The 26,691-nt window shown below is 58.3% G+C and carries 21 protein-coding genes and 2 pseudogenes; 9 read left to right on the top strand and 14 right to left on the bottom strand.

Features of this window, described 5'->3' with window-relative positions; all coding sequences use genetic code 11:
* The first annotated feature begins 54 nt into the window (after positions 1 to 54).
* From AYK65_RS20480 to AYK65_RS33935, 4 genes are all read left to right on the top strand, one after another.
* The gene (locus tag AYK65_RS20480; protein ID WP_081160118.1) at positions 55 to 1,263 is read left to right on the top strand and encodes an aminotransferase class I/II-fold pyridoxal phosphate-dependent enzyme; all 1,209 of its coding nucleotides are present in this window, start codon (positions 55 to 57) and stop codon (positions 1,261 to 1,263) included.
* A gap of 27 nt (positions 1,264 to 1,290) precedes the next feature.
* Positions 1,291 to 2,106 (top strand): phosphocholine cytidylyltransferase family protein, encoded by an 816-nt coding sequence (locus AYK65_RS20475; RefSeq protein WP_081160115.1) that lies wholly within the window; start codon positions 1,291 to 1,293, stop codon positions 2,104 to 2,106.
* 236 nt (positions 2,107 to 2,342) lie between these two features.
* Positions 2,343 to 2,951, top strand: coding sequence for a CDP-alcohol phosphatidyltransferase family protein (locus tag AYK65_RS20470; protein WP_081160112.1), 609 nt, complete (start codon positions 2,343 to 2,345; stop codon positions 2,949 to 2,951).
* 108 nt (positions 2,952 to 3,059) lie between these two features.
* The gene (locus AYK65_RS33935) at positions 3,060 to 3,308 is read left to right on the top strand and encodes a methyltransferase domain-containing protein (RefSeq protein ID WP_081160110.1); all 249 of its coding nucleotides are present in this window, start codon (positions 3,060 to 3,062) and stop codon (positions 3,306 to 3,308) included.
* A gap of 175 nt (positions 3,309 to 3,483) precedes the next feature.
* Here the strand turns inward: AYK65_RS33935 and AYK65_RS33930 are convergent, their stop codons facing one another.
* From AYK65_RS33930 to AYK65_RS20405, 13 genes and pseudogenes are all read right to left on the bottom strand, one after another.
* Positions 3,484 to 4,188 carry a class I SAM-dependent methyltransferase gene (locus tag AYK65_RS33930; protein WP_420810260.1) on the bottom strand — a complete coding sequence of 235 codons (705 nt, stop codon included), beginning with the start codon at positions 4,186 to 4,188 and terminating at the stop codon, positions 3,484 to 3,486.
* A 122-nt stretch (positions 4,189 to 4,310) separates the two neighbouring features.
* On the bottom strand, positions 4,311 to 6,158 hold the full coding sequence (locus AYK65_RS20455) for an asparagine synthetase B family protein (protein WP_081160105.1): 1,848 nt from the start codon (positions 6,156 to 6,158) through the stop codon (positions 4,311 to 4,313).
* The gene (locus AYK65_RS20450; RefSeq protein WP_139793266.1) at positions 6,155 to 6,454 is read right to left on the bottom strand and encodes a hypothetical protein; all 300 of its coding nucleotides are present in this window, start codon (positions 6,452 to 6,454) and stop codon (positions 6,155 to 6,157) included. The genes AYK65_RS20455 and AYK65_RS20450 overlap by 4 nt, the downstream gene beginning before the upstream one ends.
* Before the next feature lie 616 nt (positions 6,455 to 7,070).
* A complete protein-coding gene (locus AYK65_RS20445) occupies positions 7,071 to 8,546 on the bottom strand; it encodes an alkaline phosphatase family protein (RefSeq protein WP_081160101.1) in 1,476 nt (491 codons plus the stop codon).
* 47 nt (positions 8,547 to 8,593) lie between these two features.
* Positions 8,594 to 9,289 carry a M24 family metallopeptidase gene (locus AYK65_RS33150; protein WP_244560040.1) on the bottom strand — a complete coding sequence of 232 codons (696 nt, stop codon included), beginning with the start codon at positions 9,287 to 9,289 and terminating at the stop codon, positions 8,594 to 8,596.
* Between the two features lie 270 nt (positions 9,290 to 9,559).
* Positions 9,560 to 9,838 (bottom strand): annotated as a pseudogene (locus AYK65_RS33925) (aminopeptidase P family N-terminal domain-containing protein); the annotation flags it as partial.
* A gap of 12 nt (positions 9,839 to 9,850) precedes the next feature.
* Positions 9,851 to 10,792 (bottom strand): NAD(P)/FAD-dependent oxidoreductase, encoded by a 942-nt coding sequence (locus AYK65_RS20435; protein WP_172402044.1) that lies wholly within the window; start codon positions 10,790 to 10,792, stop codon positions 9,851 to 9,853.
* Positions 10,793 to 10,930: 138 nt separating this feature from the next.
* Positions 10,931 to 11,791, bottom strand: a complete 861-nt coding sequence (locus AYK65_RS20430) for an ABC transporter permease (protein ID WP_420810259.1) — start codon at positions 11,789 to 11,791, stop codon at positions 10,931 to 10,933.
* A 10-nt stretch (positions 11,792 to 11,801) separates the two neighbouring features.
* Positions 11,802 to 12,737: an ABC transporter permease gene (locus AYK65_RS20425; protein ID WP_081160094.1), complete on the bottom strand. Its 936-nt coding sequence runs from the start codon at positions 12,735 to 12,737 to the stop codon at positions 11,802 to 11,804.
* Complete coding sequence (locus tag AYK65_RS20420) at positions 12,737 to 13,729, bottom strand: ABC transporter ATP-binding protein (protein ID WP_081160093.1); 993 nt, start codon at positions 13,727 to 13,729, stop codon at positions 12,737 to 12,739. Before AYK65_RS20420 ends, AYK65_RS20425 begins: the two co-directional genes overlap by 1 nt.
* Entirely contained in the window at positions 13,726 to 14,775 is a 1,050-nt protein-coding gene (locus tag AYK65_RS20415; protein ID WP_081160091.1) for an ABC transporter ATP-binding protein, read from the bottom strand. The genes AYK65_RS20420 and AYK65_RS20415 overlap by 4 nt, the downstream gene beginning before the upstream one ends.
* 23 nt (positions 14,776 to 14,798) lie before the next feature.
* Entirely contained in the window at positions 14,799 to 16,367 is a 1,569-nt protein-coding gene (locus AYK65_RS20410; protein ID WP_081160090.1) for an ABC transporter substrate-binding protein, read from the bottom strand.
* An 819-nt stretch (positions 16,368 to 17,186) separates the two neighbouring features.
* On the bottom strand, positions 17,187 to 18,224 hold the full coding sequence (locus AYK65_RS20405; protein ID WP_081160088.1) for a membrane dipeptidase: 1,038 nt from the start codon (positions 18,222 to 18,224) through the stop codon (positions 17,187 to 17,189).
* A gap of 247 nt (positions 18,225 to 18,471) precedes the next feature.
* Between AYK65_RS20405 and AYK65_RS20400 the strand changes: the two genes are divergently transcribed.
* The 5 genes from AYK65_RS20400 to AYK65_RS20375 all read left to right on the top strand — a co-directional run bounded on the left by AYK65_RS20400 (position 18,472) and on the right by AYK65_RS20375 (position 24,993).
* Positions 18,472 to 19,383: a LysR family transcriptional regulator gene (locus AYK65_RS20400; RefSeq protein WP_081160220.1), complete on the top strand. Its 912-nt coding sequence runs from the start codon at positions 18,472 to 18,474 to the stop codon at positions 19,381 to 19,383.
* A 124-nt stretch (positions 19,384 to 19,507) separates the two neighbouring features.
* Complete coding sequence (locus AYK65_RS20395; protein WP_172402043.1) at positions 19,508 to 20,746, top strand: pyridoxal phosphate-dependent aminotransferase; 1,239 nt, start codon at positions 19,508 to 19,510, stop codon at positions 20,744 to 20,746.
* A complete protein-coding gene (locus AYK65_RS20390) occupies positions 20,721 to 21,593 on the top strand; it encodes an isocitrate lyase/phosphoenolpyruvate mutase family protein (RefSeq protein ID WP_081160086.1) in 873 nt (290 codons plus the stop codon). Before AYK65_RS20395 ends, AYK65_RS20390 begins: the two co-directional genes overlap by 26 nt.
* Positions 21,594 to 22,232: 639 nt before the next feature.
* On the top strand, positions 22,233 to 23,270 hold the full coding sequence (locus AYK65_RS20380; RefSeq protein ID WP_244560039.1) for a DNA-methyltransferase: 1,038 nt from the start codon (positions 22,233 to 22,235) through the stop codon (positions 23,268 to 23,270).
* Positions 23,257 to 24,993 carry a ParB N-terminal domain-containing protein gene (locus AYK65_RS20375; RefSeq protein ID WP_081160083.1) on the top strand — a complete coding sequence of 579 codons (1,737 nt, stop codon included), beginning with the start codon at positions 23,257 to 23,259 and terminating at the stop codon, positions 24,991 to 24,993. Before AYK65_RS20380 ends, AYK65_RS20375 begins: the two co-directional genes overlap by 14 nt.
* Positions 24,994 to 25,515: 522 nt before the next feature.
* Here the strand turns inward: AYK65_RS20375 and AYK65_RS20370 are convergent.
* Positions 25,516 to 26,600, bottom strand: a pseudogene (locus AYK65_RS20370) (lactonase family protein).
* Positions 26,601 to 26,691: the final 91 nt, after the last annotated feature.

The following is a 26,691-nucleotide window of genomic DNA, read 5'->3' as shown; positions in this document are numbered from 1 at the left end:
CCTGTCCGCCCGAGAAACGGTACCGCCAATAAAAATGGATGTAAGGAGGCGCGCATGCTCGCGCAAAGGATGACTCTACTCTCGGGATCGGGCACGGCAGCGGCTCGCGACGCGGCCAAAGTTGCCGCAGCAACCGGAAGGCAGATTGTCGATCTTGCCGCCGGCGAGGTGATCATCGCGCCGCCGAGAACGGTACGAGAAGGCGCCATCGCGGCGATCGAGGCCGGCACCAACCGATACACCGACTCGATTGGTGTCTCGCCGTTGCGGGAGGCCATTGCCGAAAAGCTGACGAAGAATACGCGCGTTGCATGGACTGCCGAGAATATCGCCGTTACCAACGGAGCGAAGCAGGCTCTACTCGATGCGGCTTTTGCGATTCTCGATCCCGGCGACGAAGTCATCATCTTCCGCCCATGCTGGCCGACATTTCCGTCGCAGGTGCTGCTTGCTGGCGCCAAGCCGGTATTCGTTGATGTGAAGGCGCCCGACTACATTCCGTCGATCGAAAGCATTCGTGCTGCCGTCACCTCGCGAACGAAGGCAATTATTCTCAATTCGCCGAACAATCCGACGGGCGCAGTTTATGACCGGGCCACCTTGCAAGCGATGGGCGACCTGGCCATTGGCTACAAACTATGGATCATTTCGGACGAATGCTATTCGAACTTCGTTTTCAGCGGTAAAGGGCCCGAATCGATTGTCACAAGTCATCCCGGCATCCGGACGCGGACAGTTCTGGTCAACGCCTTCTCGAAAGAACTCGCGGTCACAGGATGGCGTCTCGGGTACTTCGCTGCGCCTCCGGAAATCGTTTCTGCAGCACGGAAGCTCCAAAGCCATACGACGTCAAATGCCAATGTGATCGCTCAGCACGCGATCTTGCATCACCTTTCCGTTTCGGACGGGACATTCGAGCGAGAGATGCATGAACGGCTGGCGAAGGCGCGCCAGGACGGCCTCAAGATGCTGTCGGGGCTTGTCGACGTTGCTGCGCCGCAGGCCGATGGATCATTCTTCTTCTATCTCGATCTGAGCGGATTGCTCGCGAAACTACCCGCCGGCAGCTCTGTCCGCACCGGGAGCGACATTTCACGACTTCTGCTTGAAGAGGCCGGCGTGGCCTCGGTTGCGGGATCAACGTTTGGCGACCCGGATGGTCTACGTCTTTCGTTTGGCGCCCCGCCCGAGCGGTTGATCCCTGCGCTCGAGAAGGTGGTCGACACGCTCAATTCACTGAAGAATCGTCAGTCCGCCGCCTGATTCCAGTCGCCCAAAGCGGAGAACAAAATGACAAAGATAAAGCAGGCGGTGATCTTGGCGGCGGGTCTTGGCTCCCGTCTACGCCCCTATACGGACCTTGTGCCGAAGCCGCTCGTCGAGGTACTTGGAATGCCGATCCTTCACAACACGTTGAACCAACTCTCCGACCACGGAGTGCTTAAGGCGACGATCGTTGTCGGCTATAGGCAGGAGGCGATCCGAGAGGCTTGCGGCCATCGGTTTAAAGATGTTGACATTGCGTATGTCACCAATCCCGTCTTTGATCGCACGGGCAGCGCTTACTCGTTGTGGATGGCGCGCGAAACACTACTTGCCGGCGACACAGTGTTCATTGAGGGCGATGTCTTTTTTGAGGGTGAGGTACTGAAACGTACGCTCCACACTCGTTCGTCGGCTGACCAGAATCTTGCGGCCGTCGCATCGTTTACCGCAGACATGAGCGGCTCAGCGGTGAACCTCGACGCCAATGGCCTAGTGACTGCGTTCGTCATGAACCAGACGCCTCAAGCCGCGCAGGCGAGCAACCTCTTTAAATGCATCAATGTCACGGCATTTTCACCCGCGACCTCGCGCACCTCGTTGGTGACGGCGTTGCGACGAGCCATCCAGGCCGGCGCCATGAAGGCCTATGTCGAAGAGATCCTAGCAAGCTTGATCGATCGCGGGGGACTTGCTCTCTCGGCGGTCGACTGCTCGGAAACCCGCTGGTTCGAGATCGACAGCGAAGCCGACCTGCGGATTGCCGAAAGACTTTTCGCAGGCGGTCTCGCCAACCGTTGTAAGGCCCATGTCCGCACAGAACTCCTTGAGGGATTGAGGTGATGCTTTCTCACCTGCGCCGCACGATCGTCCCCCGCCACCACAACATCTTCAGGGGTTGTGTCATCGAGCCGTACACAGAGGAACTGCTATCCAGCCTCAATCAGCAGAAGGCCGCAGATTGCGGCGCCAGGTGTGACGATCTCAAATGGAAAAAACGCGAATGATCTGCGCATTGTCGAGGGGGATATTTCGTCAGCGATCTCGCATGCTGACGACCTGGTCTTTGGAGAACCGAGATGCTTCGTTACCTCATCGATCCCGCCAACGCAGTCACTTCCTTCGGCATTCTCTCATCTGGCGTCGCCATATATTTAGCACTCCAAGGAGATATCGAGGCCGCCACGGCGATCGGTCTTTGGGCGATGCTCGCAGATCAGCTTGATGGGATTCTGGCAAGAAAAACGCCTGGGCGTTCCCCTGATGTCGCCGCTATCGGCAAGAGCCTTGATGGATTCTCCGATATTATCTATGGCGCCGTTCTGCCAAGCGTAGTGATCCTCGCGTTGTTGAAGGGTAATCTCGCTTCATTACTGATCGTTCCGCTCATGCTCCTCGCCGGGTCGATTAGGCTCAGCTACTTTAACAGCTTTGGTCTTTCAGATGGCAGCTTTACCGGCGTTCCCCTGTCATACGACCTGCCGATCCTTGCCCTATTCTTTCTCGTCCGCGCATGGCTGCCCGAAAATGTGTTCTCGCCGCTCGTGGTCACGGCCTTCGTTCTGCTCGCAGGTCTTCATGTGTCGTCCCTGCGGATCCCAGCTCCAGGTCGCGCGATGTACCTCGGCCTAGTGATCTACAGCACGCTAGCTTCTAGCACCTTGCTCGCAAGGGCGTTCCTTTCGTAGTCTTTCGACAACGAGAACACTATGGCTCTCCAAAGTACGCCGTATCCTCCGTCGCCTCCAGGTCCTCACTCAGTTCGTGACGAAACCCTTCGGCAGTGTTAGAACTCGGTGCTGAACCCAAGGTCTTTCAGCCATCTCGACGTCGATGGTTTCGCCGTCGAGCCAAATCCCGCGGTGCAGGCAGTGACCCACGAATTGGCACCCAACGAGAGCCGGTTCGATTGGGTCACCGCAAAGGACCCCGGTTTTGCAGACGCCTGCGCAAACGGGGTCCTCCTCGGCAACGCTTACCAGTTTGTCGCCCCACCGCGGATGTTTCGTGAGGCGTATCGGATCTTGGAACAGGACGGTTGGTAACCATCATCTCGAACGCGCGTGACTTCGCGGCGATACTGGTGCAGCATGATATCGAAAAGATGGTCAAGCGCGAGGTTGGAACCCTGAAAAGACCCGGTTCCTCCGTCGAGCGATGGATACCGCCCGGGACCGGAATCATTGCCGCCACAAGCGTTGGGGGATGACGAGGAACGCGTCATGAATCGGACCGAACTGCCGTCCAACTTCTTGAGCGATAGACAACGTCGCGAACACCATAAGACGATGCAGCGGACTCGATGGCCTTTAGGACTTGATGCCATCGTTGAGCGCTCACCTGACTTGGTATGTCATGGACTGCGCGCCACACGCGCATGTATCGTGTCAAATCCATCCGCTCCCTATGAGCGGCCTCCATGTAAACAACGTCTGTGAAGTGACCGGTAGATACTATAATTCGGTCTAGTTCGCTCATCAGCTGCTCCACCCGCACATAGGCTCGCGTTAGATTCGGAACCATCCCATAAATAAGATCCTCAATCGCCCGCTCTATAGGATCGTGCCGGAGATCTCTGAGATCCCAGATGACGGTGAGTCTGCCGCCCGGGCGCAGCATACGATGGTATCGGGGGAGAGCTATACTTGGCGTTGCCCAGTCGAATGAGCCCGAATTGACAACCCAGTCGACCGAGTGGTCGGGCAGCATTGGATCGTCTGCGGTTCCAGGCTTCCACTGAATGCGTGCGTCGTGTCTAAGTTGACGTTCGCCTTCGCTACGCATGGCCGCATTGGGCTCAATGGCGAACCCGGAGAGACCGCGCCGTAGCAGCATTCTAGTGAGATTGCCGGTACCGGCGCCGATGTCTGCAAATCGGAAACTCTCCCGCTGGCAATCAACATAGGAAAGGAGACACTCTACCATTCTCGAAGAGTACTCTGGACGTTCGCTGTAGTATTGCGCTACATCTGAAAAGTCACCGAACGTCATGGCCGTCGGGCGTTCCAATTTATCTTGTTTCATCTCTGTTTCCTCTCATGCTGCGCTCATCTGACACTTGGAGTCAAAACTGAGCTGGACCGAGGCCTGCCACGACCATCAAGAAATAAGCGAGCCCAGATTTCGGTCACGAGGACCTGCCAAAGGCGCATGGCCTCTCCGCGTGAGTACGGAACACGCCGCCGTTTTCTCCGAAGACGCTTCACATCGCTCGGGCTAAATAGGTCTCGCCGAGCAACGTCGTTTGGCTTCAGATAGAAATCGCATAGCGCATCGAGCCTATCGCTGAATTCGAGATTCACCGGCATGGCTTGAATGTTCTTTTTTTTATCCAGAAGTGTAGAGGGCAAGAAATGTCGCGCACACTCGCGTAGCAGGGATTTTGATCGACCGTCTTCAAAATTCAATTCTACGGGAAATTGAAACGCGGTTTGCACCAACAGGGGATCGAAATACGGCATTTCAACGGAAAGCCCATATGCTCCAAATATCAAACGTTGCCCCGCCATCCGGCCGTCATAGTCGTCGAGGACGGCGCGAAGATGAGTGGCGAGGTTTATGGGGCGGGGACGTTGCCGAGAAAACGGAGGTGGCCGCAATGCCGAGTTGTCGAATTGAAGAACTCTTACGGGAGGAGGGATTCTTCCTGCTCGCTGGTTTTGTTCATCAATCGGATTTTTGCATCCACCTCCTTCAAATGCGTAGGCCCATTGCGCCCGGTATACCTCTAGAAGCGCCGGATTGTTTTGAGCCTCATATATTTGCCTATGAAGCGGCATGCCGGCGAATATAGCATCTGCTCCGTTTCCGAGAATAATTCTGTCAACGACCGTTCCAGCGTACTTTGCCATCAGATCAAGGCATACGTATTCGTCATTCCCGATCGGGTCTTCCATGTGGTAGATAGCCATGGGGAGCCTATCAAATACAGCCGTCGGTGACACGTATACCTTGTGATGGTAGGCGCCTAGACATGTTGCTGTGTCCGCGGCGCCCAAGATTTCCGGGTCGTCAGCGCCATATCCCACAGTGAAAGTGTGAAGATGGGCAGTGGGATGTGAAGAGCGGATCGCTCCGACCAGAGTTGCTGAGTCGATTCCACCGCTTAGGGCGATACCAAAGCTGCGACCATTTTTAGGTATTTGTTCAACAGCTCTCCCGAAAAATTGCTTCAACTCCGATAACGTCCCACCAAAAGAGTTGTCTTCGGATGACGGTGCGAAAAGCGAGTCGCGCTTTTCGGACGAGTTGCCATGGATATCTAGAAAGGTGATGCCGCCGCAAAGAGCGGGCTTTATATCTTGTAAAAAACATGAGCGTGGCGAAATAAAACCACATTGCTGGAGTTCCGCAACCGCAGTTCTGTTTGGTTGAGCTGGAACATCTGGCAGAGCCAGTAACGCCTTGTACTCGGAAGCAAACGCGTGTCTGTGTTGCCCAGAAGCTATAAAAAGCGGTTCAATTCCGAAGCGGTCACGAATTATGGCTAAGCTCCGGTCAGAACTGTTCCAGAGTACCGCCGCATATGAGCCACCAAGGTTGCGCAACGGGAATGAATTATCTAACGTATACATTAGTATACTCGGAATGGAGAGGTCCTTTAATTCAATCGCATCTTGATCATGGCACGAGACATACGGACGACCCGAATAAATAATGGAATCTGTTGCTGAGATCCAATCATTCAAATGCCTTGAATCTGAAAATGTTCCTCCGAGCACGAGAGACGAGTTGATCCGCCGATATGCCATGCGGCCCCTGTGCTGTAGGTGTTCGCCCATCGCAGCAATGTCTTGATCAGAAGCATGGCCGAGTATTCCGAAAATTGACGTGGCCGCACCGTGGGCAGTACGGAAAAGACCTTGTGGGGGAGAGTTGGGGTCATATCCCATCATGAGCTGCCTCGCTCGACAAGGGCAGACGAAGCGAGCATGTCAAACATCCTGATCGCCACAAACAATGTCATGTTCGGTGAAGCAACACGTGCAAAACCTAGCGCGATAAACGCGATGTCGACCATCTGTCGGAATGATGCAGGAGTAACTACCGGGAAAAAGATTAACAGCGCAGCAAGTAAGCGTATGTCGTACAACAATGGAGCCAGATCGCTAGTGGAAATCAGATCGCCGAGCGACCTCGTCGTATCTTCAATTGAGCCAACGCTCTTAGATATAAATGCATCTTTATTCATCAGCATTCATCCTATCTAAGGTGAGATTGAACGCCTTTCAAATGAAAATCAATCGCAGTGAGCAATATATCCTTAGATATATCAAGAAATGCGCGTCTCTCCGCGGCGAACTCTCGATCTTGCAGGGGCTATCACAGAACGCAGCGCGGAACATATTTTCCGGTATTTGGAGCTTGTAGCGTTGCTAAGGCACGGCTGCAGCGCAAAACCGCAATGAGCACTCAGTCGACGTGAGCGATCTGCAGAAAGCGAGTGGTACGGGCGGGGCGGAGTTCCGGGATGGTGAGTCGTGTTTCCGATCAAGCGTGTGTGCGAAGCTGTAGTTCGGAGGTGACCCGTGACCGAAAGGCGGCCGAGCGCAACTTAATGTGGAGGTGATTACCACATTTTCATTGAGCTCGCCATGCAGGAGGAGTGCGCCAACATCGTCCCTGTCTCAACGGCTAGGTCACGTCATCGACCGCGGGCTGCCCAAATCACTTTTGTAGAGAGATCAGTTCCAAACATCAAAGTGCACCACACTCATGAGAGTTGATCGCGGTTTTTGTCACCTGCGGTGACCGTTTCGGTCATCCATCTAAGGATTGCACACGACACGCATGTGTGACACGCCGGGCTATGACCCTTCCGCCGCACCGCTCATTATGTAAGTCGCTCGTCCAAAGTGAACCCGCCGCAGAACCTGGCGAAATCCCGCGAGCTTGGCCTCGAAAGCATCCTGCCGCACCTCAGGTTTCGGCCGTGATGCCTCTCGAAGCACCTCGTGTAGTACGCGCCCCGTCATTGTGTTCGGCTCAGCGATGCCCAGAAGATGCAAAATGGTCGGTGCGAAGTCGCAGATCCCGGAGGGGATTGTTGAGATAGAATCTAATGCGGGGAACGCCGAGCCGGCGACTATGCCGAGGGCGGCAAGTTCTTTTGGATGTAGTCCACCATGAACGCCCAGGCCCGTGCGGCGATCATTATCGTAGAATGTTCCGCCAATGAGGCCAAAAGGATCGATGCCGTCGTCTACTCGGAAGGAGAAAGACACGTCCGGTGCGCGCGGGTGGTCGGCAAAGACCAGATGCCTGCCAAGGCTACCCGGCGCGATGCCTTCGATTTGGTTCTTCGCGCGTGTGAAGACCGGGCCGCACCACGGCTGTGCAGTGATTGTCGCCACGAGCCGGGAAATCTGCTCGTCGCTTGGTTCCGCGAGATAGAGTGCCCCGACCTGCCCAGGCACGACCACGACATCGACATTCGGCGCAGGGGCAGTATTGGCTTGGAACCCGGTTTCACGCAGGCTGTCGATCACCGACACGCGTGTGCGGCCGGTGATGTGTCCGTGATCAGACATTGCGATGATCTGGACGCCTTCCGCACGACCTTCTGATTCCCACCAGTCCAGCACGCGTCCAAATTGGCGGTCACAGTGAGCGATGATGCCACGTGTCGCCGCGGCTCCCGTGCCATGAAAATGCGAGGTAATGTCGGGTTCTCCATAGGAAAGAACCGTGATGTCCGGCCGGTATCTCGGCCAGATCAGCTCGAGAAAGGACGTGGTGATCCAGTCCTGCCCGGCCCTGTCAGGCTCGACATAAGGCGGTTCCGGCGGCAGCGGGCCGACAAGCGCTTCAGCTTCCGCAAGCAACGCATCAGGTGTGCAGGCTTCCCGGAAATGGCCTGAGAGCCGGACATGCCCGAAATCCTCTGCTTTGTGGTGGAAAAAGCGTGTCGTGCCCGGCGTGTTGGTGGCCAAAACGGCCATGCTGCGCCCCGCGGCGGCTAATATTTCGCCTAGCGTTGGCACAGACATCAGCCGCCCACTGCTTTGAAGGTCGAGTCTGCGCAGGAGCACTGCGTCCGATGTGTCGATACAGCGCGGCGGGGAAACCGAGCGGTCGACATATTTGTTGCCGACCATGCCATGTCGGCTCGTTGTGGAGCCAGTCACAAGACTGGGAAACGCTGACCGGGTCTCGCTCGGATAGATCGTGCGATGCTCCGACAGCGTCACGCCGAGGGACTGTAAGCGGCAGAGGTTCGGCGTCAGATCCGGCGAAACGAGATCGCGCCGAAGGCCGTCGAAGCTGACAATGACAAATTGCATGATAATTCCTTTTCAGGTGGCCGACGCAGGATGCGCGCAAAAGGTCGTCAGTCGCAGATCGCTATCTTACGCGACAGTCTCCAACAGGCCTCAACCGACTGCGCGCCAACAATGAACTGATCTTCGAGCATGAACGCGCCGAGGCCGCGAACGTACCAGGGCAGCTCATAGGCCAGGACCATGCCGGCTTCGATTTCCGTCGCTTCGTCTGCAGCGATGAAGGGCCATTCCTCAACGAAGACGGACGCACCGAGGCCGTGGCCGAAATGGCCGCGGCAATACATGTCAAAGCCGCGAGCATGCATCGCCTCCATCGCCGTTGCATGAACCTCCCGCAATGGCACTCCCGGACGGAGGCGTTCCAAGCCGATCTCGAAAGCGTGGTGCAAATCGTCGTAGATCGCCTGCTGATCAGGGCTTGGAGGGCCAAGCACGGCCGTGCGTGCGCAATCGGAGGTGTAACCTTCAACGACGCAGCCAAGGTCGAGACGGATGATGTCTCCGCGCTCCGCTGCACGACCTTTGCCGGTCGCACCGGGCCCAATCGTGATGGCGCCATTTGCCAAAACCGCACCCTTGTATCCGAGTTCAGCCGCGCGTTGCTGAGAGGCGGTGCGGAAAATCGCGAAGAGGTCGTCGGCAGTGCAATCGGGCCGAATATGGTCGATGGCAGCCGCTGTGCCGGCCTCGGCAGCTTGAGCGGCGAGTTTTAGCCGCTCGATTTCCTCGGCAGTCTTGATCATCCGCAAACGACTAACAAGTCGCGACGCGTCGGACCATCTCACGTCGGGGCAGGCCTCAGTGAAGCAGGCCTGGTCCGCAACTGGCAAAAATGCGTGCTCGGTTCCGAGCCGAGCCGTGGAGAGCCCACGGCGACCCAAAGCTTCGGCGAGCAGCGCAAATGTTTGTCGCCGATCAAAGTTTGCCGGTCTCGGACATACTTGTTCCGGCGGGCGTGCTGCCGAAAGGCGCTCGGTGAGCCGCCCGTATGGGATCTTGCTGATGTCGATCAGATCGACCCAGACAGGAAAGGTAACGATGTCATCAATTCCGGAAACGGCTCGAAACTCTTCTGCGTAGAAATCGCCGACAATCGCTGTGAGCGGTTCCCTCTCATCCGCAGGCACGATCACAAAAACAGCGCCAGCCCGTCGCCAGCCGGCGGCGCTGCCCGGACGTGCCCCTGTGCCGTAAACGATTGATTCGGGTTGGATCAGCACGATTCCGTCCAGGCCTTCCTGGTCCATAAGGCCTTGTGCGCGCTGACGATTGAGTGGGCGGAGAAAAGCCATTGGAAGCCTGCTTTAGATATGGTCTTGATGGGCACCGCTAGCTGTCATCTGCTGCAACTGAGCCTGGAAGCGCATCGGCGGATAGGCCTCGAAGTCTGCTGATGCTCTGCCATGCAGGATTTCCTCCGCGGCCGCGCGGCCGATCAGCGGGCTCAACGAAACCCCCGAATGCATGACCGCAAGGTGATATCCGTCAACGCCCGGCAGTGTGCCGAAGACGGGCTTTCCATCGGCAGGATAGGGCCTGACCGTAGTCCTCACATCCGCGATCTTGACATTCTGCAACCTTGGAAGGACCGCTTCCACCAGCCGATCGGCGGATTTCGCGTGCAAGAGGAGACGGCCGGCACCCTCCGGCTTGATGTGGATCTTCGGCGCATTGATGACCCTGCTGACATTGTTGCGATATAGATCGGTGGCCACGGTCATTCCCGGTTTCCATTCGAGCGGAACGGAATAGCCGAGACGAAGACCAATGGTGTTGGAGGCACGGCCGGCGCAATTGACGACATGGTCCGCTTTCAATTCGCGCCCGGCGCGAGAGCGAACACCTGCAATCCGCCCGGACCGTTCCAGGAGGTCGGTAACACCGGCCTCGTCGGTCGGGTAAAAGACGGCTACACAGCCCTCCAGGCTCGATCGGGAAACGTCCGGCTCGAGAGCGAGGACATCGTCGGCACTTAGCATTTCGATGGGGTGTCCACGGGACCGCAGGCGATCAAGCCGAACTGCGCGCTCCCTCGGTTCCTCTGTCCCCGTCGGCCACCATTCGACGGCGCCCATCAGCCTCAGCCAGTTCGCCCAGCCGATCTCATCGCCAAGCTCGCGATGCGCTCTGTTTCTACGCATCACGAGACGGTAGTAATTCTGCGGGTTTTTGTTATGGCAGTTCAGCCAGGCAATGCTCGTCAGTGTGGCACCTCCCCTCAAGCCCTCTGGATCGACGACCGTCACGGTCGCGCCCTCCTGGCCAGGTGATATGCGACGGAGCATCCAGTGGCCCTCGCACCGATAACAATTGTTCTCATTCGTGAAACCTCGAAATCTGTCGGATCGTCTTGCCCTACGGGCGGCCATGTTCGCCGAGTGGCGTCACTGCAATCCCTTTTCCAGCCGGTCGCGCAGCCAGTCACCCAACAGGCTGATCGAAAGCGTCGTCATGACGATGAGTCCGGCAGGCGCAAACATGATCCAGGGGGCTCGTGTCATGTACTCCCGCCCATAGCCGACCATGTTGCCAAGACTCGTCATCGGGGGCTGGACGCCCAGTCCAAGAAACGACAAGCTGCTTTCCATGAGGATGATCTCCGGAAAGGTGAGCGTCATGGATACGATGAGGGTCGAGGAGATGTTCGGCAGGATATGCCGCAGATACACGAGTGACGGGCTCGCTCCCAACTGGCGGACGGCGCCGGCGTATCCTTGCGCGCTGGCGGCGATCGCAAGACCGCGTGCGATACGGGCATAGCGTTCCCAGCCGTAAAGCCCCATTAGTCCGATGAACAGCGGCAAGGCATTGCCGAAAAATGCAAGCACTGAGAGGGACAGAATGAGGAAAGGCATGGCGGCTTGGAAGTCCGCGAGCATCAGGATGGACTGCTCGACGCGTCCGCGAAAGTGAGCCGCAGCGAAGCCCATCGCCGTGCCGAAACAGGCCGAGATCACGGTAGCCCCCAGAGCGACCAGAACCGAGATCCGGACGGAGAAGATCAAACGCGATAGCACATCCCGCCCCAGTTCGTCGGTTCCGAGCAAATGTTTCGGGTGGAAGGGCGAAGCCAGCCGGTTCGGCAGGTCGAGAGCGGTGTATTGGTAAGGGGCGATGTGGTTGGCGAGCACAGCGACGAGCACCACAACCCCGGTCCAGAGCAAGCTTAGGATGACCGAGACGGGTAACCGGCGCTGTTTCGTTATCTTTGGCTTGGTAAGCGCCGTTTCGCTGACTTTTTCCATCATGTCCATCTCAGTGGTCTCCACCCGTGTTGCCATTGGCAAGGCGTGGATCGAGGACGCCGTAGAGGAAGTCGACGATGAGGTTGGAAAACACCATCGCCGCGGCGACGAGCAACAAGATGCTCTGCACGACAGCCAGATCACGCGCGGCTACCGATACGACCAGCAGATTGCCGACTCCTGGCCAGGAGAACACGCTCTCGACCACAACCGAACCTGCGATCAGATTGCCGACCATGAAGCCGACAATGGTAACGGTCGGAATAGCGGCATTCGGCAGGGCATGACCGCGTACCACCGAGGCCCAGGGTATTCCCTTGGCGCTGGCAGCCCGGATGTATGGCTGCCCGAGAACTTCCAGCATTGCGCTTCGAACGAAGCGGGCAAGAACAGCGGCCCCGCCGACGCCGAGCGTGATGATTGGCAGGATGAGATGCTGCAGACCGCCCGTACCGCCGGTCGGCAGCCACGCGACCCAGATGGCGAGGAGTTGGACCAGAACAAGGCCGAGCACGAAGCTTGGAACCGTGTAGCCAGCGACTGCCGTAACCATGACGGCCCGATCGATGACGCTGTCGCGGTACAAGGCGGCATAGACACCCGCGGGAATGCCGATCGCCAACTTCATCAGAAAGGCAGGCAGCGTCAGCATGAGCGTTGCCGGGATACGTTCCAGAACAAGGTCGAGCGCAGGCACGCCGCCACGCATCGACCGGCCGAGCTCGCCCTCAAAGATAGCTGCGAAGTAGTGGAAATATTGCATCCAGAGGGGCTGATCGAGACCCCACTCGCGGCGAAAGGCTGTCATGGCCTCGGGCGAGGCGTCGTCACCCATGATGCTGCGGGCCGGATCTCCAGAGAGCCTCAGCACGATGAAGGCAAAGGTAACCACCAGCGCCACCGTCAGAACGGCGCGCAGGACGCGGATTGCAAAGAACCGGAACATCAGACTCCAACCTCCTCGATCGGCGGGTGGCCATCAACGGCATGGCAGGCGACGGACCGTCCGTCCGGCAGCGTTGTGAATGCGGGGGAGACATTTGCGCATTCCGACCGTGCGATGGGACAGCGCGGATGGAACGCGCAGCCGGCCGGCCGGGCTGCGGGGTTGGGTGGCTCGCCTGTGAGAATGATGCGCTCGCGCGTGCGCCGGCCAGCAACAGGAACCGCCGAGATCAGCGCCCTAGTGTAGGGATGGACAGAGTTGGAGAGCAAAAGACGCGTCTCGCCATACTCGACGATTCGGCCGAGATACATCACCGCCATGCGCTGACTGACCTGGCGCACCACTTTCAGATCGTGACTGATGAACAGGAGACTGAGCTGCAAGTCCCTTTGGAGGTCCATGAGCAGGTTCACGACCTGGGCCTGGATCGAAACGTCGAGGGCCGAAACCGGCTCGTCGCAGACCAGCAGCGACGGTTTCATGATCAGCGCACGAGCAAGAACAGCGCGTTGCCGCTGCCCACCCGAGAGCTGCGATGGCAGGCTTGCCGCGTGACCGGCATTCAGGCCAACCGCGTCAAGCATGGCCAGCGCCTTGTCGTTCCGCTCGGATGCAGGGCCGACGTCATGAATATCGAGCGGTTCACGGGTTTGGTCGAGGATTGGCAGTCGGCGGTCGAGCGCGGCGAGCGGATCCTGGTAGATCATCTGCATTTGCGCGCGCATTCGGCGCCATGCCGGGGTGTCGGCGGGCGGTAGTTCAGACCCACGAAAGAGCACATGTCCGCTGTTCGGCCGTTCGAGGCCGAGCGCGATCCGTCCCGTGGTCGATTTGCCCGAACCCGATTCGCCGACCAGCGCCAGCGTCTGCCCCTCCTGGAGGGAAAGAGAGACGTCATCGACAGCGCGGACAGGGACTCTCTTTCCGAACAGACCCTGCCGCGTCGAATAGCTGCGGGAAATACCGCTGAGTTCAAGAATGTTTGCAGTCATGCCAGCACGCTTGTATTGAGTTTCAAGGAGAGCCGCGCGGGCTGGACGGTTGCTGCGATGCAGGCTGAGAAGCGGCCGTTCTCGGGTTGCGCTAGCGGCGGAACCGCTTCCTCGCACACTGCCAAGCGTTTCGGGCAGCGTGGCGCGAACGCGCATCCCGGCGGCAAGTTCGTCGGGTCCGGCACCTGTCCTTCGATCGGAACCAGCCGGTGCAACGCACCTTCAAAAGGCGGCAAGGCAGCAAGCAGACCTTGCGTATAGGGATGCCGTGGGCTTGCGAAGATCGCGTCAGCAGGCGCCGTCTCGACGACACTGCCGGTATACATGACTATGATTCGGTCGCAGGTTTCGGAAACGACACCGAGATCGTGGCTGATGAGAACGAGAGCCATGCCCGTTTCGCGCCGGATGGTGGTCAGGAGGTCGAGGATCTGGGCCTGGATCGTGGCGTCGAGCGCGGTTGTCGGCTCGTCGGCAACCAGTACGTCCGGTTTTCCGGCGAGCGCCATGGCGATCATCACCCGCTGATTCTGGCCGCCCGACAGTTCATGCGGATAGGCATCGAACCGACGTGCGGCGTCCGGCAGGCCTACGAGGTCGAATAGGCGCTTTGCCTCGGCCCTTATGTTTGATCCCGACACGCCGTGATGGCGCGCCAGAACCTCGCCGATCTGACGACCGATGCGTAGGACGGGATTGAGCGCGCTCGACGGATCCTGGAAGATCATCGCGACGCGCCCACCCCTGATCCGGTCGAGGCGCGATGCGGCTGCGCCGAGCATCTCCTCCCCGTCCAACCGGACGCTACCCGACACCGTCGCCGAGCGGGGCAGGAGCCCGAGCGCAGCAAGCCAGGTCACCGACTTGCCGCTGCCGGACTCGCCGACGATCCCGAGCGCTTCGCCTCTTGCGAGCGTGAGGTCGATCCCCCGCAGAACCCTCACACCGTTGAAGTCGACGGTCATCCCTTCGATCACGAGCAATGGTTGCGGGGCAGGAGCCGCCGGGAAGACGTATCCTGTTGCGCAGCCGGCGAGATTTCCCATTGCCGCCCCTCCTCGCGTGCTCATCAGTTCTGCGTGTGGGCGGCGTTGAACGGACCGAAGTTGAGGTCGAGTGTCTGACCCGGGGCCCAGGCGACGTCCTTGCGTTTGCCATAGAACTGACCGGAGCCGTGCAGGATCACGCAAGGCGGATCGTCACGATCGACGATCTCGAGCATCCGGCGAATAATCGACCGGCGCGCTTGAGGATCGGCGCTTTCCTTAAGCTTCTCGCCAAGCCCGAAATATTCTTCGTTCTTCCAAATGCTTCCCTTCGGCAAGGTCCCCTTCGGCCCGAATTCGCGCCAGGCGTGGGCGAGCGGGTCCGGGAAGATGGCGGTTGACGAGCTGTCATAGATCGCATGAACCGGCTTCGTCTGGATCTGCGCGAAATTCTCCATCATCTGGATTTCAACATTGATACCGACGGCCCGCCACATCTCCACCATGATCTGGGCACCCGAGACCTGAGCGGGATAATAGTTGTTCAGAAGCTTGTAGGTGATGGTTTCGCCGTTGTAGCCACTCTCGGCGAGCAGCTTGCGCGCCAGGTCGGGATCGTACGCCAGGGCGGGGAAGTCCTCAATATAGGCCTCGCCGAAGCTCGGGAATTGAAAGCCGTTCGGAATCGGCAGCCTGTCCTGCCACAGCGCTTGTACGAGTGCCTTGCGATCGAGTCCGAGGCTCATGGCACGCCGGACGCCAACTTTTTCAAGGACCGGCCCGGTGGCGTCGATTGCGAGATAACGGATGTTCTGAACCGGTCCGCCGGTGACTTCCAGTTCCGGATGTTTCTCGATCTCTGCGAACATATCCGGTGCAATGTCAGTGATGAAGTCGACCTCTCCGGCCAGCAGTGCATTCATGCGCGAGGCCAGTTCCGGAATGACCCGGAAGTGAATGCCTGAAAATGGCGGCAAGCCACCCCAGTAGGAGTCGTGCGCGGCAAGCTTGACTTCGACGTCAAGCGTTTGACTGACGATGCGGTAGGGTCCCGTTCCGACCGGCGCAGCGGTCCAGGCATCCCAGGAGCCTGCCGCTTCAAATGCGCGCTTGCTGACGATCTCGGAACCCCAGGAGGCCAGCCGCTTCTCGAGAAGCGCATCATCGGCCTTCGCGTGAACGATGACGGTATGGCTGTCGACGATAACGACCTTGGCGATCGTGTCCATCGTCTGCATGGCGGTAACCTTGCCTGCCATGTCCGGCCCAAGCAGGTGTTCTGGGCTGAAGCTGAAGGCGACATCCTCCGCCGTAAACGGACCGCCGTCGTGGAACGTCACGCCCTTTCGCAGTAAGAGGCGAAGCGACTTGCCATCCACCCGCTCCCACCGTTCCGCCAAGCCCGGGCGCAGCCCCATCTCGGGCGTCTGGTCGAAGGCGATGAGAGTGTCGAACATTTGCGGCGCAATGCGCCGGGTCGCGGTGTGAGCGTAGAGAACAGGCTCGACGGCGGGTGGGAAGCCGGACATGCCGATCTTGAGGGTCTTTCGCTCAGCAGCCAGCGCCCGAGCGAACGGCGTCCCAGAGGCGGCCAGCAGACTTGCGACACCCGTTGCGATAAGCTGTCGTCTCGTGAGTGAGAAATTACTCATGGTCAGTTCCTGCCCCAATGTTTGCGGTTGTTAGAAATGAGGATGCCTCAACCTAGCCAAGGCGTACCGAATTCGAGCAAGGCGATCAGAACGGGACAGCACTCCGGTCCCACTTTGTCGCGCCGCTAAGGCTATTCGTTCGGGGGTGGATTATCGAGCGGACATGACAGTCGGGTGACGATCATCGAATAATTCGATTTCACATCATCAGTTCTGCGATGGGTTACTTTGGATAGGGAGGAGCCATGGCCGGTGCGAGCGTGGACCCGGAATTCTCATGATCGAGCGGCAGAATGGCCCTCGGCAGGCACTCCCCTCTGGATCCGCCGTACCGGTCGTTCGAATGGGAGTTGTACTGATCGAAAGGCCAATTAGGCGGCAACGCGCTCTGGAACTTTGTCAAGCATGATCTCTGGCGCACCATGCGTCACGTTTCCGATCGAGCATACGACGACCGATGATCTAAACGGAGCCTATGCGCTCCCGCGCGCTCCTGGACATTGCAAAGGGAGGGAAAGGCGAACCTGCCTTCTAAATAGTCTCGGCAGTCGCGAGTAATTTGCCCGCTTGATTTTCGCGCAGATGATAACCGGCGTAAACAGGTTCAAAGTCGAAGGGTGCCGGGTTCGGCCGGCTCAGCTTTTCTCGCTAGCTTGACCTTATCGGTCGCGTAGAAGCCAATTGTCAGGGCGCCGTTTGCGAAACGGTGCCCTTCAATTCCGTTTCGGCCGATGGTGCGATGACTTGCGTCGCATTGGCGGGCCGAAGCAGATCTGTGCACTGCTCCGCTGGGAGTGGCACGTCATCTGGTATAGGTAATCACCCTAGCACGTTGCGAATGGTGCGCATCCAGTTGCCTCCGAGGATTGCCGAAATCTGGTCGGTCGAATAACCGCGATCCAGAAGTGTGGCGGTGATGTTCGGCAGCCCCTTGATGGTCTCCACCCCTTGCGGGTATTTGAGGTTGAAGAAGTCGTGGTTTGTACCGAACACATCGGGCCTCAGCGTCCGCCAGCGAATGGACTCCGGCGGCTGAACTCTCGAATCGATATAGCCATCGCTGTAATCGAGACCGAGACCACAGATTTCCACGCCAAATGTCGAGACGAGATAATCGGCATGGTCGATGAGATCTGTGACGGTCGCCTGACTCTTGCGGACCGTGCTCGGCAGGCAGCAGAGCCCCACCATGCCGCCCTTTTCGACGACCGCCCGCAGTTCCGCGTCCTTGACGTTGCGATCGTTGGCGGTAACGCTGTAGGCATTGGCATGCGTGAATGTCGGGTTTTTAGCGAGTTCTATGGCCTGCCGTCGGGATTCGTGGCCGGTATGGGAGAGATCGAGAAACATTGGCAGATCGTTGACGGCGGCGACGAACTCCTTCCCGAGAAAGCTCAAACCTGCATCGTTGAACTCACCGCAACCGGCTGCGAGCCTGTTCGACTGAGAATAGGTCAGACCAATGAACCGCAGTCCAAGCCGGAACAAAAGAGACAACCGCCAGAGCTGATCGTCGATCATCGAGGCGCCTTGGGTACCGGGGATGACAGCCAGTTTCCCCTCAGTCTGTGCGCGCTCGACATCGGCGCTGTTGAGGGCGAGGTGAAGCAGCGGGCTTTTATCAATCTTCTCAAGATACTTCTCCCAGAGCTTCAGCGTGCCATCCCAATCGAGCTCGGCCGCAAAGGTGACGTTCGTGGCATTTACACCTGCCTCGAGGCAGGCTTGAGCATAGGATTCGTCAAGAACGTACTCGTTCGAGAGGCAATCGAACACGAAGCAGGCTTTGGTCAAGGCGTTGGCTTCGTCGTGACGCACGCTGGATTGTGGCCGGTTCGAAGTGAGAGCGTTATGCATCTAAACTTTGTCCTTTCGCGCACATCGCGCAGCAAGACCGCTGCGCCAGGTCGACAATCTGTTTCTCAATGCGATGATCGTAACCGTCCCTTGCTCTTCTAACTGGCAGCGGCAAGAGTCATCGCCTCGTGGATAAATCCAGTGCGACCATCGAGCTGTTCTGTGACCGCCACGTGACAGACATCGAATAATGCGATAGCAAGTGCACGCCTCTGGATGGTTCAATCCAATGCCCATGGAGATTTATGTGAGCGAGGAACAGGATCTTTCCCTCAATGCCGTTCGCGCCTTCGTGCAGGTTGCCCGCGACAGCAGCGTCACCCGAGCATCGAAGACGCTCGGCATCACCCAGAGTTCCGTCAGCCGTCATATTGCGGTGCTTGAAGAATTTCTTGGTGCCAAACTGATTGAGCGCCGCGGCCGGCAAAGCCAGTTGACGGACTTCGGCCGCCTGTTCGCCGACGCTGTTGCCGAGCCGCTCGATACGATCCTGTTCACCGCGAAGCGGATGCGCCGCAACGGCCGGAAGGACGGTAACCGCCTCGTGGTGCGGACGTCGCTCGCCACATTCGCCTACACTGTTCTCATCCCGAACCTGCGCGAATTCTCGAAAGAGATGGGTGGCGTGACAGTGGACGTCATCAGCACGCTTTCCGCTCCGACCTCCACTGACAGCTTCGACGTGCTTCTGACTCGTGATCTCACAATCACGGAGCCGGCGGATCGCTGGGACATCTATGACGAGCAGCTTGTCTGCGTCGGCGCCCCGGACTGTGTCGCCGGCCGCGGCCTCAAAGCCTTGCGGAATACACCCGTCATCGCTGTCACCTCCCGGCCGGACATTTTGCCGACCTGGCTGCGCGGCATGGACCTGAAAACCTCCGATATTACGTCCGGCGCACGCTACGATCACCATTACCTCGCCTTGCCGGCCGTCACGACAGGAAACAGCCTTTTGGTGACGCCGCATATCGTGGTGGCGGAACTGATCCGGCAGGGCCTGCTGGAGATGCTTCCCGGCTCACGCGCGCCAAGCGGCATGCAGTACCGCGCCTATGCGATTGATCGCGGCTCCAATCCGGATGTGGCGCGCGCCTTTTGCCGCTGGCTGACCCGGCTTTGCAAGAAAATGACCGAAGTGGAAGTGCCAGCCCAATAGCACCCGGCGTTCGTCCTATCGGAAAATGCGATCATTCGGCTCGGTTTACGCGATGGCTGAACTGGCCAGTGCAGTACTCCCTGAGTAGTTCTGGTTCAGATCCAGTGCTTCGAGGAGAGTTGACTTGCCACTCATCGCCAAGAGACTACAAGCCGTCCGTCCGTCCCAGACCAAGGCCATGACGGCCGCCGCCGCCGCACTAAAAGAAAAAGGCATCGATGTCATTGCGCTCAGCCAGGGAGAGCCGGATTTCGATACACCTGAGGCAGTCCAAAACGCAGGCATCGCCGCCATTCGCAATGGCAGGACGCGCTACACGCCGGTTGCAGGCGTGAAGCCGCTGCTCGAGGCGATCCGGGCCAAGCTCAAGCGCGACAACAATCTTGACTACGACAGCGACCAGATCACCGTCGGCTGCGGTGCCAAACAGGTCGTCTTCAACGGATTGTTTGCCAGCCTCGATCGCGGCGACGAGGTGATCATCCCGACGCCTTGCTGGGTCTCCTATCCAGACATGGTGCGGCTTGCCGGCGGCGAGCCGGTCCTCGTTGAGTGCCATGAGCATTTCGGCTTCAAGCTGAAGCCGGAGGATCTCGAGGCGGCGATTACGCCGCGCACCAAGTGGCTGATGCTGAACTCGCCCAATAACCCGACCGGCGCCGTCTATTCGGGGGCCGAGCTTGCCCCATTGGCCTCGGTCCTGCGCCGTCATGACCAGGTACATGTGCTTGCGGACGACATCTACGAGAAGCTCGTCTATGGCAAACGCTTCGCCACCATGGCCGAGGCGGCTCCCGATCTCCTCGACAGGACCTTGACCGTGAACGGCGTTTCCAAATCGAGCGCCATGACCGGCTGGCGCCTCGGCTATGGCGCCGGTCCGAAGGACCTGATCAAGGCGATGAACACAATCCAGGGACAGACCTCGTCCCATACCAGCTCGATTTCGCAATATGCGGCGATCGAGGCGATCGGCGGCAATCAGGACTACATCGGCGATTTCGTCTCCGACTTTGAGAAGCGCCGCGATCTAGTGGTCGAGAAGATCAACGAGGCAGAAGGGCTCAAATGCCGCACGCCGGATGGCGCCTTCTACGTCTTCGTCAACTGCGCCGGCGTGCTCGGCAAGATCACGCCGCAGGGCAAGGGAATCGAGACCGACATGGATTTCGCGCTCTACCTTCTGGAGCAGTTTGGCGTCGCCGTCGTCCCGGGCAGTGGCTTCATGGCCTCGCCGTACATTCGCATCTCCTACGCCGCCTCCGTCGAAGAGCTGCAGCACGCCTGCGGCCGCATCCTTGCCGCCTGTGAAGCCCTTTCCGAAAGTGAAATGAGCGATGAGCAAAGCAAAACAACTGCGTAAGCGCATGGCCGAATGCGGCCTCGTCCATATCATGGCTGCCCATAGCCCCCTCTCGGCAATTCTTGCCGAAGAGGCCGGCTTCGATGGGATCTGGGCCTCGGGCTTCGAACTCTCGGCGCTCTATGGTCTCGCCGACATGAGCCTGATCACCATGACCCAACATCTCGACATGCTGCGAGCGATCGCCGGTCAGTCGTCACTGCCGATTGTCGCCGACATCGACACCGGCTATGGCAACGCCTTGAACGTGATCCATGCTATCCGTGAATACGAGAAGGCAGGCACCGCAGCCGTCGTGATCGAGGATAAGACCTTCCCGAAAGTCACCAGCCTTGCCGCCGACGGCCGCCAAGAACTGCTGCGGATCGAAGAGTTTCAGGGAAAGATCGAAGCGGCAGTCTCCACCCGCAGCGATCCGGATTTCCTTATCATTGCCCGTACGGAAGCGCTTATTGCAGCCCTTGGCGAAGAAGAGGCGCTCAGGCGCGGCATGGCCTATGCTGCGGCCGGCGCCGACATGATTCTCATCCATTCGAAGAAGAAGGACCCGGCCGAGATCGAGAGCTTCTCACAGGCGTGGAAAGGACCTGTTCCGCTGGTCATCGTTCCCAACGCCTATCCGGAACTCGATGCTACGCGCATCCGCGCGCTCGGCAACATCAAGATGACCATCTACGGAAATTATAGTATTCGCGCAGCAACTACAGCAATGCAGGATACATTTCGGCGGATCATTGCCGATGGCGGCGTGCAGAACGTGCACAAGGACATCGTCCCGCTAGAAGAGATCTTCCGGCTTCAGAAGATGGAACAGGTCAAGGCCGACGAAAATCGGTTCCTGCGATAGGCGAGCTTATGAGACTGATGCGCGCCGCCAATTCCGACCGACCCGAATTTGGCTTCGCCGTTGTCGAAGACGGAGAAGTTTTATCGTTGAGTTTTGACCTTGATCAGATTGCGGCGTTTCGCTCCAAATTTGGAGACGAGGCATTTGTCGCGGTTGCAACGCGATACGTGGAGGAGACTGCCGAAGTGATGTCGGCACATGACGACCTTTGGCTTTGGCGGGATGCAGTCAAAAAGAACTCGTGCTCCTGTAGAGCAGCGATTTCGCTGAAATACGGATTTCGGAGGCTTGGGGACACCACGTCGAACGTCGTAAGGGGGGCCGGGAGCGGACGGTCCGCTATCGAAGCGAACCAAGAGATAGTTGCCATGCGGCAACCGACCCTCGTCCAGGGCGTCCATAACCCCACGCTCCAGGTTATCCAAGGATAAGCTTGCATCTCAGGGTTTAACAGCTTGCTTGATAATCGTTTCTGGGTTACCGACCAATGGTAGAGTAATGGGCTTTGGGGGAAGCGCATAAGTGATTTGCCGGATAATAGACCACTGTTCGTCGCGAGAGCGACGTTTGACTGCCGCACCACGTGCCGCAGGTGAATGGTTCAGCACTGTTAAGTTGCGCAAAGTTCCGGACTGTTGAATGCTCTGTATAGCCGATCAAATCCCGCCCGAGGAAATGAGCCCCCCAAAAAAAGACATTGTCACCTCCGCCGAGGAGATTGGCGACGCGCGTTTTTTGGCTGCAGATGTCCTTGAAGGACTTCAGCGCCTTGATCCGGCCAGCTGCGCCCTGGTCATCTCGTCACCGCCCTATAACATCGGCAAACCCTACGAACGAACGGATGAGCGGACTTACGACGAATATTTGGCGTGGCAGAGGCAGGTCATCGAGACCATGCTCCCCGCGCTGACGGAGAACGCTTCCGTATGCTGGCAGGTCGGCACCTACATAACCGGTGGAGAGCTGTTCCCTCTCGATGTGCCCTTTATTGAGATTTTCCGCAGTTTGGGGTTCCGTCTGCGTAATCGCATCATCTGGCGCTACAACTTCGGCTACAACGCCGACAAACGCTTCTCCGGTCGCTACGAGACCATTCTATGGTTCAGTAGAACTAACACCTACACGTTCAACCTCGATCCCGTCCGCATTCCCCAGCTGTACCCCGGCAAGCGCCACAGCGCGTCCAAGGGGAAGAAGGCCGGCAAGCCTAGTGGCAATCCCTTGGGCAAGAACCCATCAGACTACTGGGAATTCTCAGCTGCCGAGGACTTTCAGAACAATCCGGTCTGGGATGTCCCCAACGTCAAGGCGAATCATCCAGAGCACACTGAACATCCCTGTCAGTTCCCAGTGGAGCTCGCGGAACGCTGCGTGCTCGCGCTCAGCAAGGCGGGGGAGACGGTGCTGGATCCCTTTATAGGGACTGGGGCCACTGCGATCGCTGCAGTGAAACACGGTCGGCACGCCGTCGGCATCGACCGGTATTCACCCTATCTCACGATCGCGGAGGAGCGCATCGCCCAATACGCCAAGGGCGACCTAGCGCTTAGACCGCTGGGCAAACCTATTCGCCGTCCGCGATCCACGGAACGGGTGGCTCAGGTTCCCCTCGAATGGCGGCAAGACCAAACCGAATCCGAACCGGGTTCGGCTGGAGGCGAAGATGGCGAAGGCTAAGGTTGCGAAACCCAAGAAGAAGGTGCTGAGCCCTGAGGAGCGCGGCAAGCGCAACCTGCAGCGGCGGCACCGTCGCGGTATCCGGGAAGTCTTCTCCGCAGTGGGCTTCCAGCGCGTTGAAGGCGCGTCTGATAAGGAGTTCACCTACGATGGGGTGACTTCGGATTTTGACGACGTCTTCATCTTGGAGAACGTCGTCGTCTTCGCCGAGTACACAACGGCGAACGACGTTTCAGAACACGCCAAAAAGAAGTACCTGATGTACGATCGCATCCGGAAGGATGATGCGCAGTTCATCGGGTTCGCACGGGGCGCACCGCTCGGTATCGCGGGGGCCTTGGGCTCAAAGTACAGCGACAACCAAATTCGCGTTATCCTGCTCTATTGCTCCTTAAATACAGTTCAGACGGAGCTAAAGGCTCAGATAAACCATGCTCTGTTTATGGACTACAGCATCGTCCGCTACTTCAAGCTCCTGACGAAGACGGTGCGCCGGTCCGCCCAACACGAACTGCTGGCCTTCCTGGGCGTCGAATATAAGGTTTTCGCCGACAGGGCGCTCAATGCCAATGCCTCACCGCGAGACCCATTCAACGGCTCGGTCCTACCCGAGCATCATTCCAAGTTTCCGAAGGGCTACAAGGTCGTTTCCTTCTACATCCAACCATCGGCGCTGTTGTCGCGGGCTTATGTCCTTCGCAGGGACGGATGGAGGGATCGTAGCGGTCTGTATCAGCGGATGATCTTACGGACCAAGCTAGACTCCATCCGAAAATACCTTGTCGATCAGAAGCGAGTGTTCGTGAACAACATCATCGTTACTCTTCCGTCAGGCACGAAAATTCTCGATGCCAGCGAGAACACCATTAACACGACGACCATCCACACGACACAACCAGCGGTCATATCGATCCCTAGCGAATTCAACTCGGTCGGGATCATCGACGGCCAGCATCGCGTCTTTTCCTACTACGAAGGCGGAGCCAACGAGAACGTCATCGGCGCCCTGCGATCGCAACAGAACCTCTTGGTCACCGGCATCATCTATCCGGACAACGTCAGCGATCCGGAAAAGACCCGATTCGAGGCTGGGCTTTTCCTAGAAATCAACTCGACGCAATCAAATGCCAAGTCTGAACTCAAACAGGCGATCAACCAACTCATTCGCCCCTTCCTCGCCGATTCCATCGCCAGAGATGTTCTGGATAAGCTGAACGACGGCCAAGGTGTTCTCTCCGGCAAATTCTCGCAGAGTTTCTTCGACGCCGGCGGTCTGCGCACCACCTCGGTGGTTAGCTACGGGCTTCGCCCACTTGTCAGACCTAGCGCGCCTGGTCCGCTCTTCGCGCGATGGACAGATGCCGATAAGGACACCTTCGTCAGCTTGGAGAACGATGCGGCGCGCAAGCGTTACATCGACTACTGTGCGAGCCAAGTCGCACTGTTCTTCGCCGCCGCGAAATCTCGCCTGCCGGCTGACCGATGGACGACCGCCCGGACGATCCAAAATCGCCTCCTGACACCTACGGTCGTCAACGGCCTTATCGGAGCCATGAGGCAGGTTCTGGATGCTGGGGTGGAGATGACTTTTGAGAATCTGCGTGACCGCTTCGCAGGCTTGGAAAAGTTCCCGTTCGAGAAGTATCGTTCGAGCCAGTACACGGTGATGTCAACCGCGCTCTTCAAGACCTTCTTCGCGTCCGACCAAGAACCGAAGGCATGAATGGCACCGAACCCATATCGTCCTCAGTGTGGTCACCGATGTTGATTCATGAAAGCAAAAAGACCGACCCCAGCGAAATGGAGGAGTATTCCCAACCCCTTTTTCCTGCAGCCCTGAGCATTTACCAGTTACGGCGGACTGGGAATGGCCGCTTTTGTGCGCGTTTCCGCCGAAGATCGTGGTCCCGATAAACTGCTCTGGTGCTAACGTCGCCTCCGACTAAGCCGACTGTCCGCTTTTGGGGTCTTCCTAACGGTGGCGAACGGCGGGAATGAGGGCGCATTGCAGCCGGTCGGTTTCACGCATTGACGCCTACGCGAGCTATTGGAGCGGGACAATGATGCGTTCGAACGTCGCGACCTGTCGAGTCTCGAATTCGGCTAGCAATTCCGACAGTCGCAGATTGATTTTGTCCTCTCGGCCGAAGAAGACCGGCGCAGGTCGCGGCGAGTACGCGCGAACGCGACCGCTGGTCGTTTCTCGGACTTCCACCAGCGCGCGACGCCTCTTTTTGAAACGGCCCTACCGCGCGTGGGGCCGTGCGTTCCCCTTTCGAAAAACGATTGTCGTAGGGCTGCCGGTCGGGATGACTTGACCTGTCGGAACAAGATTGCCGGGGTCACATTGTCTGAATTCGACAATGGTGTCGCTGTCTTCGTTAGCGACATAGAGGTGCTTTTCATCTGGCTCGAAAGCGAAAAACCTGGGCGTGGTGCCTTGGCTCGGCAGCCAGTATGGACTTGCCGGCTTTCCATCACTGCCTAGGCGGAAAACTGCGATCGAGTCGTGGCCTCGGTTCGAGGCATACAGGTAGTCGCCACCTGATAATGCTATCTCCGATGCGCGGTTGTCGCCTGAATAGTCCCTGGGGAGGGACGATACGATATCGATCGGGTGTAAGCTGCCGTTGTCATCGTCGAACTCGTAAGTGGTGACGGTCGAATCCAGTTCGTTCAGAACATAGGCCAGCGCCCTCACGGGGTGAAAGGCGAGGTGCCGTGGACCGCTTGCCTCCCGGCAGCGGCATCGCGCCGCTTCCTCTAACATTCCGTTTCCAGGATCGAGCTTGAAGGACACGATCTGGTCGAAACCTTTCTCCGGCACAAGGATCCACTTTCCCGACGGGCTAAAGGGGACTTGATGTGGTCTGCCGTAGTTCTGTTCGTCGCGGTGAGGACCCAGCTTGCCGGCCAGTGCCGCAAGATGGCTCACAGGTCCGAGAATGCCGGTGGATGAGACTGGCAGGCTGACGATGCTGTCGGTGCGATAGTTCGCAATGATAAGCCATCCGTGCGTTGGATCGAGCGCAAGGTGAACCGGGTTCCGGCCGCGAGTACGTTGGCGGTCGATATTCCGCAGAAGACCGGTTTCAGGTCGATCGAGTAAGACGTCACGAGATCAAGATCGCCGTGGACGGAATAGAGAATGTCCAGCATCGGGTGCAGGGCGAGGAAAGACGGATTAGGTTCGGTTTCGAGGAGTTGCAGCAAGCTCCATTGCGAGCTCTGCCCGTCGATCCTGTAGACGCTGATGCCTCGGCCTCTTGCATTGCGTTCTTCGGTCGTGCGGCATCCGACATATGCGAACAAACTCACTTTTGCCTCCATTCGAGAGGTCTTCCGCCAGTAGGCCTTGCCGAGCCAACTGGCCGGACATTAAACCAGGGATACTGAGAGACCGTGACACTCGCGGACTTGA

The organism is Ensifer aridi (assembly GCF_002078505.1).
GTDB classification, from domain to species: Bacteria; Pseudomonadota; Alphaproteobacteria; order Rhizobiales; family Rhizobiaceae; genus Sinorhizobium; species Sinorhizobium aridi.
The sequence above is the reverse complement of the archived record's forward strand: the minus strand, read 5'-3'. Positions and strand labels throughout refer to the sequence as shown.